This window comes from Pseudoalteromonas citrea (genome assembly GCF_000238375.3).
Lineage (GTDB): Bacteria > Pseudomonadota > Gammaproteobacteria > Enterobacterales > Alteromonadaceae > Pseudoalteromonas > Pseudoalteromonas citrea.
In genome coordinates this window covers 194,820-208,041 of sequence record NZ_AHBZ03000012.1, presented here as the reverse complement: position 1 = coordinate 208,041, position 13,222 = coordinate 194,820, and the positions used below count along the sequence as shown (strand labels likewise).

Sequence of the window (13,222 nt, the reverse complement as noted above, 5' to 3'; positions counted from 1 at the left end):
TTGGATTGCGCACAGCCCCCACTTTAGTTAGGGGCTTGAAAGGGTGATTCTAATAGTGACAAACGCTGATGCTCGCAGTCAATTTTAATAGTAACACCCAGCGGTAATAACAGTTGCGGGTCGGTATGGCCAAAATCGAGGTTACATACAATGGGTAAATGAGCACAATTGAATTCATCTTTAATAACGCTCTGTACTGTGTTGATTAAACTCACTTGCTCGGCCGTACTATAATCTCGAGGTCTGCCAATCATCAACCCGGATAATTGTTGCAGTGCGCCCATCACACCGTAGTTTCTAAGCCAGTACTTTACATAATCAACGCTTGGCTTGTCTTGTGATGTTTCTAAAAAAAGCACTTTATTATGCCAAAATTCAGGCGCTGGCCAATAGCGTGTGCCTTTGAGCATTTCGAGTACTTCGATACATCCACCAAATAGTTGACCTGTGGCACATCCTTCACCTTGCACAAAAACAGGGCCAGAATTATTTACCGGTTCTGATAGTTCCCCACATTGTGAGGTATTTTGCCAATCAGGGTAGCCGTGATAATAATGTGAAAATGTTGGTAAAACTTGCTCTACTGGCGGTGACAGCAATTGCATTGATACATAGCGTTGATATTCAGCACTATGGCTGTGCAACTGGGCAAACCCCGCCATAACGGAGGGACCATTGAACGTGACTAAACCATATTGATTTAAGTACGTTGTAAGGGCACTCGTATCAGAATACCCCATGAAAATTTTTGGGTTTGCTGTGATGATGTCCATATCTAAATAGCGCAATATACGTGCAGAATCCGAGCCGCCAATGGTCGAAATAATGCCATCTATTAGGGGGTTGGCAAATGCCTCGTTGATATCGTTTGCGCGCATTTCAGGGTTTGTAAACAACTCACTATCGGGCGTTGTGTCACTGGGGTACATCCATGATGTTAAACCCCATTGTTTTAAGGTTTTTAAGACCTTGCTGATAAATATGCGGAAATACAGAAGGCCCACCCCAAGAAGGCGATACGATGGCAATGGTTGCGCCTTGGCTGAATGCTTTGGGCTTAATGGTTTTAATTTTCTTCATTGGCTACTCCTTAGCATTTGATAACTAAAGACAGTAACACATCTAAGACAGGTTAAAAGTGATATATGAGGTGGGATTGTGTTGCTAGAGCAAAGGCACGCCCTTCGCTCTATTTCTTTGTGTTTAAAACGATATAAACAGAATTAGCCGATACGATGAGGCGGTATATCTGACTTAAGTAAGTGACTATTTTCTAAATAGAGCACTCCCTGATATACACTTTCGCCATCAGAGCTAAATTCGAACATAAATTGACTTTTTATACCTGGTTTACCGTTTCGCAAAATACCCAAGCGTCGCTTTTGGCAAGCAACACTTAATAATTGTACTTGTAGCCTCTCAGCTTGACGTTCAGCATGTTGTTTAGCTGATTCGGCAAATTGACGGCTAAACCAAAAAAACGCAATCACTGCGCCTGTGAGTATTAAAATCCAAAGTGTTGCCATTTACGAAAATAACCTACCAATTGCTCGCGAGAGTGTTTCGCTGCGATTTTCTGCTCTTAGAATACTTAAAACATGAGGGCGCAAGCTTGGAATTGCAACTAGGTCGGCAAAAATACTTGTAAATAAACCATCAACTTGGGTGTTATGTGCGGCTTTATCTAGCAGGGAATACAACCTACTTTGCTCAGTGAATACTGACCAACAGCGCCCTGTTAATGTAAGCAACACATCAGCTTCGTTGGCAATCTCATCAGCTAAAATTTGGTCAACGACTTGTAGCAATAAGCCTTGAGCTTTACTGGCAGACAGCGCTCTTAAATTACAAATAAGTACGTCTAATTGTTTATTCTCAAGCGCGCTTATGCAGTCTTTATACAGTAATTCACTAAACTGTGTGCTGCCTGTCACATGCTCAAGCATGGCGCTAAGCGGTTGTTTAACCTGCATGGGTAATGATGACCATGAGGCATTTAGGTGCTCGGCATTTTTACCATGATCTAAACGAAAAGCAAAATCAGCCAACCCTTGTACAGCTAAGTTTTGCCAAGCATCCTCCGGTAGGTTGCCAGCGAAGTAGAGTTCGGCATATTCATAGTATTGTGATGCTGGACGGTTTATTTCACGTTTTAATAGGGCATTAAAAGCGGCCAGTTTGTTTGCGTTTGGCGTAAACACATAAGGGTTATTATCTAACTTACCTTGTGCTTGTTCCCCGGTAATTTCTGTACCAAGTGCTTCTACTACCATGTTGGCGAAATGATCTCGGCTGGCTGCGACGAGCTTGCTTTGCTCATCAAGGGGGAATTTTAAAAACCAGACATAAGGATCAAGCGTTGCATTGTTATCCCAAAACTGTATCGCTATTAATGCATGCCCAGCTAACGGGTATGGGTACGGCGTTAAGGTGTTTTCAATTTGCGCAAACTGTTTTTTGTCGATTTTTGTGATCCTGCGGCCAATATCATAAGCCCGCCACTGGGTACCTGCGGCTGAAAGTAATTCACCAAGAGTTGAGATTTGCGCTGTCATAATTCATGCTAATTAGGAAATATAGCCAGATTATACCTGCAATTTACAGCGCTGATAAGCTTGTGTTGGGGAATGCTCGGTAGCTTGGGTATAATCACTGCATTATTTATAAAAATGAATCTCTGATAAGAGCAAATAATGTCAAAGAATACCCAAGTTACTGAATTACTCAGGCGATTAACCCATGTGCTAAGCGAAGCCCAGCTTTGGCAGTTAACGCCAATTGAGCCGCAAAAGTTGCAGTCGTCAGAGCCTTTTTGTTGTGACACTTTGCAATTTGAACAGTGGTTACAGTTTGTATTTATTCCTAAACTACAGCAGTTAGTGGATGCGAGTTTACCTTTACCAACGAAGGTGTCTATTGCGCCAATGGCTGAAGTGCATTTCTCGAAACATACTTGTTTTTTACCTTTGCATAAGGTGCTTATGGAACTCGATACCACATTGAGTGGGAGGTAGCGTGTGTTAGAAATAATCTATCAAGATGAAAACTATGTCGCAATAAACAAACCTTCAGGGCTACTGGTGCATCGCTCCTTACTTGATAAAAGAGAAACGCAATTTGCAGTACAAATGCTACGAGACCAACTCGGCCAGCATGTGTTTCCGGTGCACCGTTTAGATAGGCCAACCTCTGGTGTATTACTCTTTGCGCTAAGTTCTGAAGCAGCCCGTGATATGAACCAAGTATTCATTGATGGTAATATTGAAAAACGGTATTTGGCATTAGTCCGTGGCTTTGCGCCGGATTCGACATTTGTAGATAGGCCGTTAAAAGAAGAGCTTGATAAAATTGCGGATAAATTGGCCGATAAGGATAAAGCGCCACAAGAAGCTCAGACACAGATCAACTGTATACATCAAGCAAGTCTACCTATTCCTTTTGGAAAGTACCCTACGATCCGTTACTCCTTAGTGGAGTGTTTTCCGAAGACTGGCAGAAAACACCAAATACGCCGACATTTAAATTATTTAGCACACCCGATCATCGGCGATGTGAATCATGGGGATAATAAACAGAATCATTTTTTCATTGAGCATTTTGATTATCGACGCTTAATGTTGTTTGCAAGTTCGTTAAAATTTATCCATCCTTATACTCAAGAAACCGTAACTATAAAAGCCAAGTTGGGTGAGCAGATGCTCGATATTTGTGCGCAACTGGGCTGGCCTAACCAAGAGAAGGATTATGAATAATGGCAGTCGTGTCAATTTTTGTGGGAAGTATGTATGGCAATGCGGATAATTTAGCCGCAGAAGTTAAAAAGTCTTTAGTGGAGCAGGGTCATGAAGCCGAGGTGTTTGATAGCGGCGCACTTAAAAATGTGAAGCAAGCTGACAATATGTTATTTGTTTCTTCGACTACTGGCGCGGGGGATATCCCAGATAATTTAGAGCCGCTTATTTCCCAAATGCAAAGTAAGTCACCGATGTTGACGGGTAAAAAAGTGGGGGTCATCGCATTGGGTGATCGAAGTTATGGCGAGACATTTTGTGGGGCAGGTAAACAAATAGAGCATATAGTTAAAGAGTTAAACGCCACGGTGTTAAAGCCCCGTTTAGATGTTGATGCGGGTGAATACTTTGAACCTTGGGAACCCGTTGAACCTTGGTTAAAAAGCTGGCAGCAAGGGCTATAAATCTTCATTAAGACAATATGTTATAAAAAAGGCACAATTACCTGTGCCTTTTTTGATTTTTTCGTACAGGTTAAGTACGTTTTACATCCACTTTTAACTTTAACTTTTGGCCTGGGTGTAAATACTTTTGACCTGCAAGGTTATTCCATTTAACGATTTCTTTAACTGTTAGGTTAAACTTACTGGCAATGCGCGCCAATGAGTCACCGCGCCTCACTTTATAAGTGATAGTACGTGTTGTGCTGACTAAGGCACTTTTAGGTTTGTTATTGGTACTTTGATAAACCGTCAGTTTTTGGCCTAAGCGCAGCACTGATTGTGCTTTGAGTTTATTCCAGCTGGCCAGTTGTTTGATTGTGACATCGTATTCTCGACTAATATCCCACAAGGTGTCGCCACTCTTAACCGTGTGTGTTTTTTTACTCTGTTTATCTTTGTTTACTGCCATTCTGACTTGTGATGGTAAATGTTCACTTTTTAACTCACCTTCACTTAATGGCACTAAAAGCTTTTGACCAATACGAATGATATGGCTATCTAGCTTGTTAAGAGATTGGATTGCACTCGAGCTGGTCGAAAATTTTTGTGCGATAACTGATAACGTATCGCCTTTTTTTACCGCGTAGTGTTGCCACCTTAGGCGGTCTTGTGCGGTTGTTGTGGCGAGTCTTTCTTTGAACGATTCAATTTTATCAGCCGGTAATAATAATATTTGTGGCCCTTCAGGGTCAGTTGCCCAACGATTAAAGCCTGGGTTGAGTCGATACAGTTCAGTCAATGTAATATCTGCCATATCAGCTGCGAGGGCTAAATCAATCTGAGAGCCTACATCAATGGTATCAACTACTTGTGCATTGATAATGGGGTTCCATGTTACCTTAAATTCATCTTGACGCTTCAATAAGTCAGACAGAGCCAATAGTTTAGGGACATAGGCAGTTGTTTCACGTGGTAAATCGAGTGACCAAAAGTCCGTCGGAAGATGCTTTTTACGGTTTTTACGAATTGCCCTTAAAAGACGGCCTTCACCTGAGTTATAAGCAGCAATGGCATTAAGCCAGTCACCCTCCAAGGTTTTGTGTAAATAAGTTAAATAGTCGAGTGCGGCGCGAGTAGACTGCACAATGTCTCGACGACCGTCATACCACCAGTTTTGTTTTAAGTTAAAGCGTTCGCCGGTTTGTGGCATAAACTGCCAAATACCTGATGCACTGCGATGCGAGTAGCCAAATGGGTCAAATGCACTTTCTACGATGGGCAGCAATGCAATTTCAATGGGCATCTCACGCTTTTCTACTTCTTCGACTATGAAGTATAAGTAAGGCTCAGCACGCTTCGATATTCTGTCTAAATAGCGCTGGTGGCGTTGGTAGTAATTACGCTCAGCAACCACAGGCCTATTTTGTGGAACATCAATAGACAACTGATAACGGATACGCTCCCAGACATCATCAAATACAGGAGGTGGCTCATCTACTTCAATTGGCTCTTGGATAGCACTGAGTAAGGTATCGCTTATTTCACTTGGGCTGGCTGCATTAGCTAACGTCTGCGAGGCCTGTGGCGGCTCAGATGTTGACGTTAAAGTTTGGCAGCCACTAAGTAGTGCAAGTAGTGCAATTAAAATAGGTGATTTAGTCATATTTCTTTATATATTTGGGCAAAAACCCGCCAATACTACCTGTAAAGCGCTTAAGTTTAAAGAGCCGACTTAACATTAACTCGGCTAAAATTCGTCTTTCCAAGCGCGTATCGCTGCGAAGTTATTCCAAGGGTGCTGAGTGCTATAGGTTAAATGTGGTGGGAGGTGGTGACACATATGTGCCAAGTTAGCGCGTAAAAAAGGATTGATCTGCCGCTCTAAGCCAAAATTAGTGGGCAAACTTGGCAGACCTTTAGTACGTTGTGCTGTTACCCAATCGATGTGAGCCCTAATGTTATCATTATCTGGTTCAACGGCAGCCGCAAATGCCAAGTTTGCCGATGTATATTCATGGGTACAATAAATAAGAGTGCGATCACTAAATTGTGAAAACTGTTGAAATGAGTGCCACATTTGTTCTGCACTACCTTCGAACAACCGGCCACAGCCTGCACTAAAGAGGGTGTCACCTGTAAAGCACAGCGCATTATTAGTGTAACAGATATGGTCTAAAGTGTGTCCCGGTGTACGCAGTATCGTTAAGGTAAAGTCCAATATATCAATAGTATCACCCGCATCAAGAGGGTGGGTAATACCATTAAATTTTGAATGTTCAGGGCCATAAACCGTTATACCAGGAAAAGCATCAACGAGTTCAGCTACTCCATTGGTATGATCCCAGTGGTGATGTGTGATTAAAATACCCGCAAGTGTGGCATCATGTTGCTGCAGGTAAGAAAGTACCGGCTCGGCTTGGCCTGGGTCAACAACCCACACTTGTTTTTTTGGTGTATCTCGAATCGCCCAAATGTAATTGTCATCAAACGCATTGATTGGCTCTACTTGCGCCATGGTAAATTGCTCTATAAAGTGAACGTTAGCAACAGTATAGCGAGCAAGCTCTAGCGATGAAACCAGCATTAAGTTTTCAACAAGGCCCAAAACCACTCGATTGGAAAGATTTTCCTCATGGCGACTACGTGCGAGGAGGAATTGAACGACGAATGGGTAAGTGGCTCACTCGGATGTTTGGCTATCATATGTTAAAGCTTGGCGGGTTAAGTGGTCAGCTTGATACTTCTAAAAGTGCCATTAAACACCAAGTGTGTGTAGCGCCTTTATCTCAGAAGCATGTGGGGGTGGTGGCTGAAATTGATGAACTACCTTTTTCAGAGCATAGTGTTGATGCTTGCATATTGAGCCATTGTTTGGAGTATCACTCTGATCCACATCATATTTTACGTGAAGCGCATCGTACTTTAATCCCTGGCGGATATATCGTTATTTCTGGTTTTAACCCGTTTAGTTTGTGCGGTTTAGCCTACTGCTTACCATTTAGTGGTCAAAAGCTGCCTTGGTCGGGTCGCTTTTTTACACCTGCACGTGTTAAAGATTGGCTTGATTTACTCGGCTTTGAAATTTTGGCTGATGAGCGCTTTATTCATGCTTCGTTAGCTCGTGGCAGCCGATTATCTCGTTTTGCCCCGTGGCGGCACTTTTGTCGTCACTATTTAAAACCGATGGGCAGTTGCTATTTATTGGTTGCAAGAAAACGTGTAGCACCATTAACGCCGATCAAACCCAAGTGGCATGCTCGGCCAAAGTGGGCGCCAGCGGTAAAAAGTGCTCGGGTAAGGCAAACGCATCAGTCGATGTCAGATGAACATTAACTCTCTGGCTGGTAACCATCATCAGGTAGTAAACTGTCTGAGGATGCCGCATCACGGGCTAGATCATCAACCAATTCATTGTACTTATTACCACTATGGCCTTTTACCCACTTCCACTCAATAGTGTGACGTTCGCACGCAGCGTCTAACCGTTTCCATAGGTCTACGTTTTTTACAGGCTTTTTGGCAGAGGTTTGCCAGTTGCGCTTTTTCCAGTTTGCAACCCAAGACTCGATACCTTGTTTAACATATTGGCTATCTGTATAAAGTATTACTGCACAAGGGCGCTTTAATGTTTCAAGTGCAACAATTGCCGCTAGCATTTCCATCCGGTTGTTGGTGGTAAGTTGGTATCCTTGATTAATCTCTTTTTCATGACCTTGATAAGACATGTATACCCCGTAACCACCGGGCCCTGGGTTACCTAAACATGACCCATCAGTATAAATCTCTACGGTTTTTTGCACGAGTTGACCTGTTTTTATGTAGAATAAAGATATTGAACGCTAACAATAGCAAAGTTAGGTTGCTGACGATATGTTAAAAAGACAGATAGTCCTAGATACAGAAACAACTGGTATAGACCCAAAGTCGGGTCACCGTATTATTGAGATTGGGTGTGTTGAGCTCGTAAATCGACGCTTAACGGGTAATAATTTTCATGTTTATATCAACCCCCAGCGGAGTATTGAAGAAGAAGCAATCGATGTACACGGTATTACCAATGAGTTTTTGAAAGGTAAACCCTTGTTCCAAGATGTTGCTCAAGAGTTTTTTGAGTTTATTAAAGGGGCTGAACTAGTGATCCATAATGCGCCGTTTGATGTCGGGTTTATGGATCATGAATTTGCCTTATTAAATCAAGGGTACCCACTGACTCACGAATACTGTGAAGTATTAGATACCTTGGTAATGGCCAGAGATTTGCACCCAGGCCAAAAAAACAACCTCGATGCGTTATGTCGTCGTTATGATATTGATAACGCGAAACGAACGTTGCACGGCGCTTTACTGGATTCCGAGATCCTAGCTGATGTTTATTTGGGTATGACTGGAGGGCAAAAAAAGCTTAATTTAGCGTCTGGCAATGAAAGCGGAAGTAAAAATCAGCAGGGCGACATAATTAGATTAAGCTCAGATAGACAACCTCTTAAAGTTATTATGGCAAATGCCGATGAAGTGATTGCACACGAAGAACGCTTAAAGGTGGTTAATAAAGATGGCGAGACTATTTGGCAGCAATAATAATGAGGTAAACTATGAAGCGATTAATTGTAGCGGTGTTGCTGGCAATCATTGGGTTTAGTGCAGTCGCGCTGCCGTCTATTACGCTGTTGCAGCGCAATGGAAAAATTAACGAAATCCCGCTGTTAGACAATCGCTTTCGTATTGATCACAAAGTCGACAAGATCACCTTACTGTTTTTTCGAACTCGAGGTGCGCCAGCTGTTGTGCTAGTAAAGCCTGATGGCAGTAAGCTTTATGCACCGCAAGCTCTAAAAAATGACAAGCTAGATTGGTTTGATGAACCAAGCTACGACCTCATTACTATTTCAGACCCAACGCCAGGCCCTTGGCAAGTAGTCGGCAGTATTCAACCAAACAGCCGTATTATGGTGTTAGGGGAAATAGAACTCCATGTTGATCCATTACCACCTCTACTGTTTCGCGGCGAAACTTTAAAAGTCAGCGGCAAAGTTACCAACGACGGAAAACCGATTCAAGTGGGTTACTTTCGCGATGTGGTGAGCTTGTTTGTCGAATTTATTAGTACCAATAATGATAGTTACGCGAATTTTGGTGCGGGCACGCAAAGTGTCACGGCATTTAGAGATGATGGTCGTGAATTTGATGAGCGACCAATGGATGGCATTTTTACGGGAGAGTTTAAACTTAGCTTTCCCGCGGGGGAGTGGCAGCCTGAGTTTTTTATCGAAACGCCTATCTTAAAGCGCAGAGTGGTTAAAGAGCCGCTTATCATCGCTGAGCCTCCTTTCACTTATCAGTTAGAGCTAGGTGCTAATAAAGATTTAAAGCATGAACTCACACTGCATATTGACCCCAATATCGTAAAGCCTGAGTCAGTCATTTTTCAAGGTAAGGTTTTTTATCCCAATGGTGAAGAACAAATGTTTACCTTAAATGAAGAAGAGAGGTTATATCGAAAAGTCATGGTCGAGAACTATGATTGGGGGAGATACAGCATTGAGTTGTCGGCATTTGGGGAAAATATAAACGGCAGAGAGTTTATGGCGACTTTGCCTATGTATAAATTTGAAATTGAGCGGCCAATTGAAAAGGTGCCAGAGCTACCAATGGCGGCGAAAAAAACAGCAATGGGTCAAGCTGCGCCTGAAGTTGTAGATAATTCGATGAGCACGACTACGATGATCACCATAATCGTACTGGGAAATGTGGTGGTTTTATTGATTGGTTGGTTGGCTATTCGTATTTTTGTACAAAATAAACCCATCAAATTTGCCTTTAAGTTACCTTCATTTAAGAAAAAGTCAGATATTGAAAGTGATGATTTAGAAATCGCGAATGAAAAGGGTGACGCGAATGGCTCAAAAAATGACAAATCAGGTGATATTTTGAACCTTTCGATGTCAGATGACTAAAAAAGCGAGAAAATTGCAAAAAAACTGTTGACTCTAAAGGGGTCCATTCGTATTATTCACGCCGCTGTCAGGGAGCAACCTAACAGCAAGAATAATGCGGAGTGGTAGTTCAGTTGGTTAGAATACCGGCCTGTCACGCCGGGGGTCGCGGGTTCGAGTCCCGTCCACTCCGCCAATTATTCAAAAATTTGTAAGAGATGCTGGAGTGGTAGTTCAGTTGGTTAGAATACCGGCCTGTCACGCCGGGGGTCGCGGGTTCGAGTCCCGTCCACTCCGCCAATCCTTACAAACGCCGAAAGGCACGCTTTTCCTTTGTGGAGTGGTAGTTCAGTTGGTTAGAATACCGGCCTGTCACGCCGGGGGTCGCGGGTTCGAGTCCCGTCCACTCCGCCAATAGGAAAGCACAGATTAAAACGTCGAGGAGTGGTAGTTCAGTTGGTTAGAATACCGGCCTGTCACGCCGGGGGTCGCGGGTTCGAGTCCCGTCCACTCCGCCAACGTCTTAATCGAAATTTTATTTGCTCAGCGGAGTGGTAGTTCAGTTGGTTAGAATACCGGCCTGTCACGCCGGGGGTCGCGGGTTCGAGTCCCGTCCACTCCGCCAATGCAAATAACAAAAATGATATCTCTGCGGAGTGGTAGTTCAGTTGGTTAGAATACCGGCCTGTCACGCCGGGGGTCGCGGGTTCGAGTCCCGTCCACTCCGCCATTTGATATCTAGGGGACGCCCGAAATACGTCATATACCACTGCGGAGTGGTAGTTCAGTTGGTTAGAATACCGGCCTGTCACGCCGGGGGTCGCGGGTTCGAGTCCCGTCCACTCCGCCATATATGCTTATTTCATGTAAAGCATATAGTCTTCGTTATATACCCTTCAATTATATTTTAATCTCTAAACTCAGTCACTTTATATAATCTTCATTCATTTAATAATCATTAACAAAATATACCTGTGATCCTTCATTATGAACTTTGCGTGCGTATAGCCGCGTGCAATTTATTTATGTACACGGCTACAGTATATCGGTGAGTCTTCGGGGGGTTATTGGGGGTCTATTAGCGAGAGCTTTTTAATATCACCTTCAATCGCCTCCATTTTAGCGATGTTTAATGAGCCATCTTTGGCAATATCATAATGCCAAATAAGTTCATCTGATTTTATGAGTGATACAGATGCTTCCTCTAGAGACAATTGCCAGATGTAGTCCTTTGCTGACCAACTGGATAGCCAATATAGGGTATTATCACGTAGTTTGAAGTTACGGTGTTGATTATATTGCTGTTTGGAAAAGGTGTTGATTGGCACCCAATTGTCACGATTGGTTAAGTGGCTTAAGTCATTGACTGTATAAAGCGTGTAGTCATCAAAAACTAACCACTGAGCGCTTTGATTATTGTAAAGCAGCGCATCTACATGCAGGGTAAAGTTATTGAGCCGTTGACCTGTTAAGTTATATGTAGAGAGCGTTTGGGTGTCATAAACCCATACCTGCTCATTGGTATGCCATCCTAATTGTGTGATTGTGGATATTTGATCAGGTAAAAACTGCATGATTTTTCCTTGCCTATCATATAGCAGTATATTTTTGTCACGATTGGTGAGTAAGAGGTTTAATTGAGGTTGCCACTCTATGTGATTTACATATTCGTAGCCCTGATTGTAGGAAAGTTGTTTAACTTGATCCTCAGAATATAAGTAGACTTCACAGACACCACTTCTTTTTGACATAAACGCTGTTTCGCCTAACAGGTTACTGACAGGCAGATACTCGATGCTTGTCGTTGAAAAAATCGGAAGTTCATCTTTATCACGAATATTGACTTGCCAGGTTTCGACCGCCGTATAAATATCACCAGTTAAATCAACAGATAAGTCGGTGAATATACCTTGCACAGCATTCGCAATAATTTGCTGCTGACCATCCCGAGATGTTGCTATTAACGTATGATGTTTATCGGAGTTATTAGAAATAATAGTTTGTCGTTTAGGGTCATAGGTAAGCATGGTGATTGGATGTTCCCACTGCATATGCACGGTGCCATCTAGTGTTATCAGTCTACTTTTATGATCTGCTGATGTAATGAGGTAATAACTTTTACCCTGCCAAGCTATGATACTGTGCTGGAAGGTGTCTCCATCATGAAGTATAACGGGGAGTTCAAGGCTGTTTCCGGTATGAAGGTCGTAATTAAAAGGCTTAAAATGTGCGCCATTTGCTAGGTTAATAGTTAATTGGGAGCTTGATTGCCATGACGATGCCCTCGTGTGGGTACACTTTTGGCCTTTAGAGCGGTGAATGGCTTGACCAGATGATTTATACACATGAAGAATGCATTTATCTTGGTAGTATTGCCAGAAAGAGATCAAATCAAGTTCACTGTGCCAGCTGGGGTGATGTATGCGACTGGGAAATTTGATGGTATTTAATATCACACCCTGTTTGTTACTAAAGACGAGGTCATTAAAGTTTTTAATGTATGCGATTAAGTCCTTTGTTTTATGTGCATCGACATTGTACTCAAGGCCAAGATCATAGCTCAGATCTGACATTTTATATTTAGGCTGGGGAGTCTTTGTTGTATTTTGAGAATAAAATGCAATAGCGCTACCACATGCAATGACGACAGGAAGCACCGCTAATTTCCACCATGAAAGTTGAGTAACTATCTTTTTTTTATTTGATGTTTCGTTCGTTTTTTGTGGGGTATAAGGCTGTGTATCGGCTATAAACTGATAGCCTTTTTTAGGAATAGTCTTGATGATCCTGGGTTGTTTTGGGTTGTCGCTCAGTAATCGCCTTAATTTCGTTAATAACTGGTACAAGCTATTATGCTCAACGACAATGTTAGGCCAAATATGGTTAACTATGGCGTCTCTAGTGAGTAACTCTCCATTACTGTAAATAAACAGTTTAAGTAACTGGGCTACTTGTGGTTCTAATTTTGTGACCTTTTCTGTACTTAGATTTAGCAATTCATCTGTATTGTCAAAAAATACCCAAGTTAAAAATTGTGTATTTGTATTCATAGCGTGTCATCTATGTTCTTTATATAAGTACAAAGTTAACTTTTATCATTATAAAGTCAAGGCTA

General features: G+C 42.4%; 14 protein-coding genes and 7 tRNA genes. 13 read left to right on the top strand and 8 right to left on the bottom strand.

The genetic code is table 11. From position 1 onward, the window contains the following. Positions 1–23 precede the first annotated feature (23 nt). From PCIT_RS01025 to PCIT_RS01015, 4 genes are all read right to left on the bottom strand, one after another. Positions 24–929 carry a S66 family peptidase gene (locus tag PCIT_RS01025; protein ID WP_238347983.1) on the bottom strand — a complete coding sequence of 302 codons (906 nt, stop codon included), beginning with the start codon at positions 927–929 and terminating at the stop codon, positions 24–26. Then, entirely contained in the window at positions 916–1,080 is a 165-nt protein-coding gene (locus PCIT_RS23015) for a hypothetical protein (protein WP_238347982.1), read from the bottom strand. Before PCIT_RS23015 ends, PCIT_RS01025 begins: the two co-directional genes overlap by 14 nt. Before the next feature lie 143 nt (positions 1,081–1,223). Further along, positions 1,224–1,526: a DUF3301 domain-containing protein gene (locus PCIT_RS01020; RefSeq protein WP_010364767.1), complete on the bottom strand. Its 303-nt coding sequence runs from the start codon at positions 1,524–1,526 to the stop codon at positions 1,224–1,226. Beyond that, positions 1,527–2,555 carry a DUF3549 family protein gene (locus PCIT_RS01015; protein ID WP_010364766.1) on the bottom strand — a complete coding sequence of 343 codons (1,029 nt, stop codon included), beginning with the start codon at positions 2,553–2,555 and terminating at the stop codon, positions 1,527–1,529. It abuts the gene before it with no gap. Between the two features lie 138 nt (positions 2,556–2,693). Between PCIT_RS01015 and PCIT_RS01010 the strand changes: the two genes are divergently transcribed. The 3 genes from PCIT_RS01010 to PCIT_RS01000 are packed head-to-tail and all read left to right on the top strand — an operon-like array spanning position 2,694 to position 4,195. Then, positions 2,694–3,014, top strand: a complete 321-nt coding sequence (locus tag PCIT_RS01010) for a YqcC family protein (RefSeq protein WP_010364765.1) — start codon at positions 2,694–2,696, stop codon at positions 3,012–3,014. Between the two features lie 3 nt (positions 3,015–3,017). Then, complete coding sequence (gene truC, locus PCIT_RS01005) at positions 3,018–3,752, top strand: tRNA pseudouridine(65) synthase TruC (protein ID WP_010364764.1); 735 nt, start codon at positions 3,018–3,020, stop codon at positions 3,750–3,752. Further along, positions 3,752–4,195 (top strand): flavodoxin domain-containing protein, encoded by a 444-nt coding sequence (locus PCIT_RS01000; RefSeq protein WP_010364762.1) that lies wholly within the window; start codon positions 3,752–3,754, stop codon positions 4,193–4,195. Before truC ends, PCIT_RS01000 begins: the two co-directional genes overlap by 1 nt. A 70-nt stretch (positions 4,196–4,265) precedes the next feature. Here the strand turns inward: PCIT_RS01000 and PCIT_RS00995 are convergent, their stop codons facing one another. Continuing rightward, on the bottom strand, positions 4,266–5,837 hold the full coding sequence (locus tag PCIT_RS00995; protein ID WP_010364760.1) for a LysM peptidoglycan-binding domain-containing protein: 1,572 nt from the start codon (positions 5,835–5,837) through the stop codon (positions 4,266–4,268). A gap of 84 nt (positions 5,838–5,921) precedes the next feature. Beyond that, positions 5,922–6,689, bottom strand: coding sequence for a hydroxyacylglutathione hydrolase (gene gloB, locus PCIT_RS00990; RefSeq protein WP_040696696.1), 768 nt, complete (start codon positions 6,687–6,689; stop codon positions 5,922–5,924). Positions 6,690–6,745: 56 nt separating this feature from the next. On the opposite strand from gloB, the gene PCIT_RS00985 reads away from it, so the two are divergent. Continuing rightward, positions 6,746–7,507 (top strand): class I SAM-dependent methyltransferase, encoded by a 762-nt coding sequence (locus tag PCIT_RS00985; RefSeq protein ID WP_021032214.1) that lies wholly within the window; start codon positions 6,746–6,748, stop codon positions 7,505–7,507. Here the strand turns inward: PCIT_RS00985 and rnhA are convergent. Beyond that, positions 7,504–7,974 carry a ribonuclease HI gene (gene rnhA, locus PCIT_RS00980; protein WP_010364755.1) on the bottom strand — a complete coding sequence of 157 codons (471 nt, stop codon included), beginning with the start codon at positions 7,972–7,974 and terminating at the stop codon, positions 7,504–7,506. The genes PCIT_RS00985 and rnhA overlap by 4 nt on opposite strands. A gap of 70 nt (positions 7,975–8,044) precedes the next feature. Here rnhA and dnaQ point away from each other — a divergent pair, with 70 nt between their 5' ends. The 9 genes from dnaQ (at position 8,045) to PCIT_RS00935 (ending at position 10,957) form a co-directional block, all read left to right on the top strand. Next, entirely contained in the window at positions 8,045–8,752 is a 708-nt protein-coding gene (gene dnaQ, locus PCIT_RS00975; RefSeq protein ID WP_010364753.1) for a DNA polymerase III subunit epsilon, read from the top strand. Positions 8,753–8,766: 14 nt separating this feature from the next. Continuing rightward, on the top strand, positions 8,767–10,128 hold the full coding sequence (locus PCIT_RS00970) for a TIGR03503 family protein (RefSeq protein ID WP_010364752.1): 1,362 nt from the start codon (positions 8,767–8,769) through the stop codon (positions 10,126–10,128). A 98-nt stretch (positions 10,129–10,226) separates the two neighbouring features. Then, positions 10,227–10,303: transfer RNA gene (locus PCIT_RS00965), tRNA-Asp, on the top strand. Positions 10,304–10,330: 27 nt separating this feature from the next. Continuing rightward, a tRNA-Asp gene (locus PCIT_RS00960) sits at positions 10,331–10,407 on the top strand. 37 nt (positions 10,408–10,444) lie between these two features. Then, positions 10,445–10,521 (top strand) — tRNA-Asp (locus PCIT_RS00955). A 27-nt stretch (positions 10,522–10,548) separates the two neighbouring features. Further along, positions 10,549–10,625 (top strand) — tRNA-Asp (locus tag PCIT_RS00950). A gap of 30 nt (positions 10,626–10,655) precedes the next feature. After that, positions 10,656–10,732: transfer RNA gene (locus PCIT_RS00945), tRNA-Asp, on the top strand. Between the two features lie 28 nt (positions 10,733–10,760). Then, positions 10,761–10,837, top strand: a tRNA-Asp gene (locus PCIT_RS00940). 43 nt (positions 10,838–10,880) lie between these two features. Further along, a tRNA-Asp gene (locus PCIT_RS00935) sits at positions 10,881–10,957 on the top strand. Between the two features lie 214 nt (positions 10,958–11,171). On the opposite strand, the gene PCIT_RS00930 is transcribed toward PCIT_RS00935, so the two are convergent. Beyond that, positions 11,172–13,157, bottom strand: coding sequence for a winged helix-turn-helix domain-containing protein (locus PCIT_RS00930; protein WP_010364750.1), 1,986 nt, complete (start codon positions 13,155–13,157; stop codon positions 11,172–11,174). Positions 13,158–13,222 lie beyond the last annotated feature (65 nt).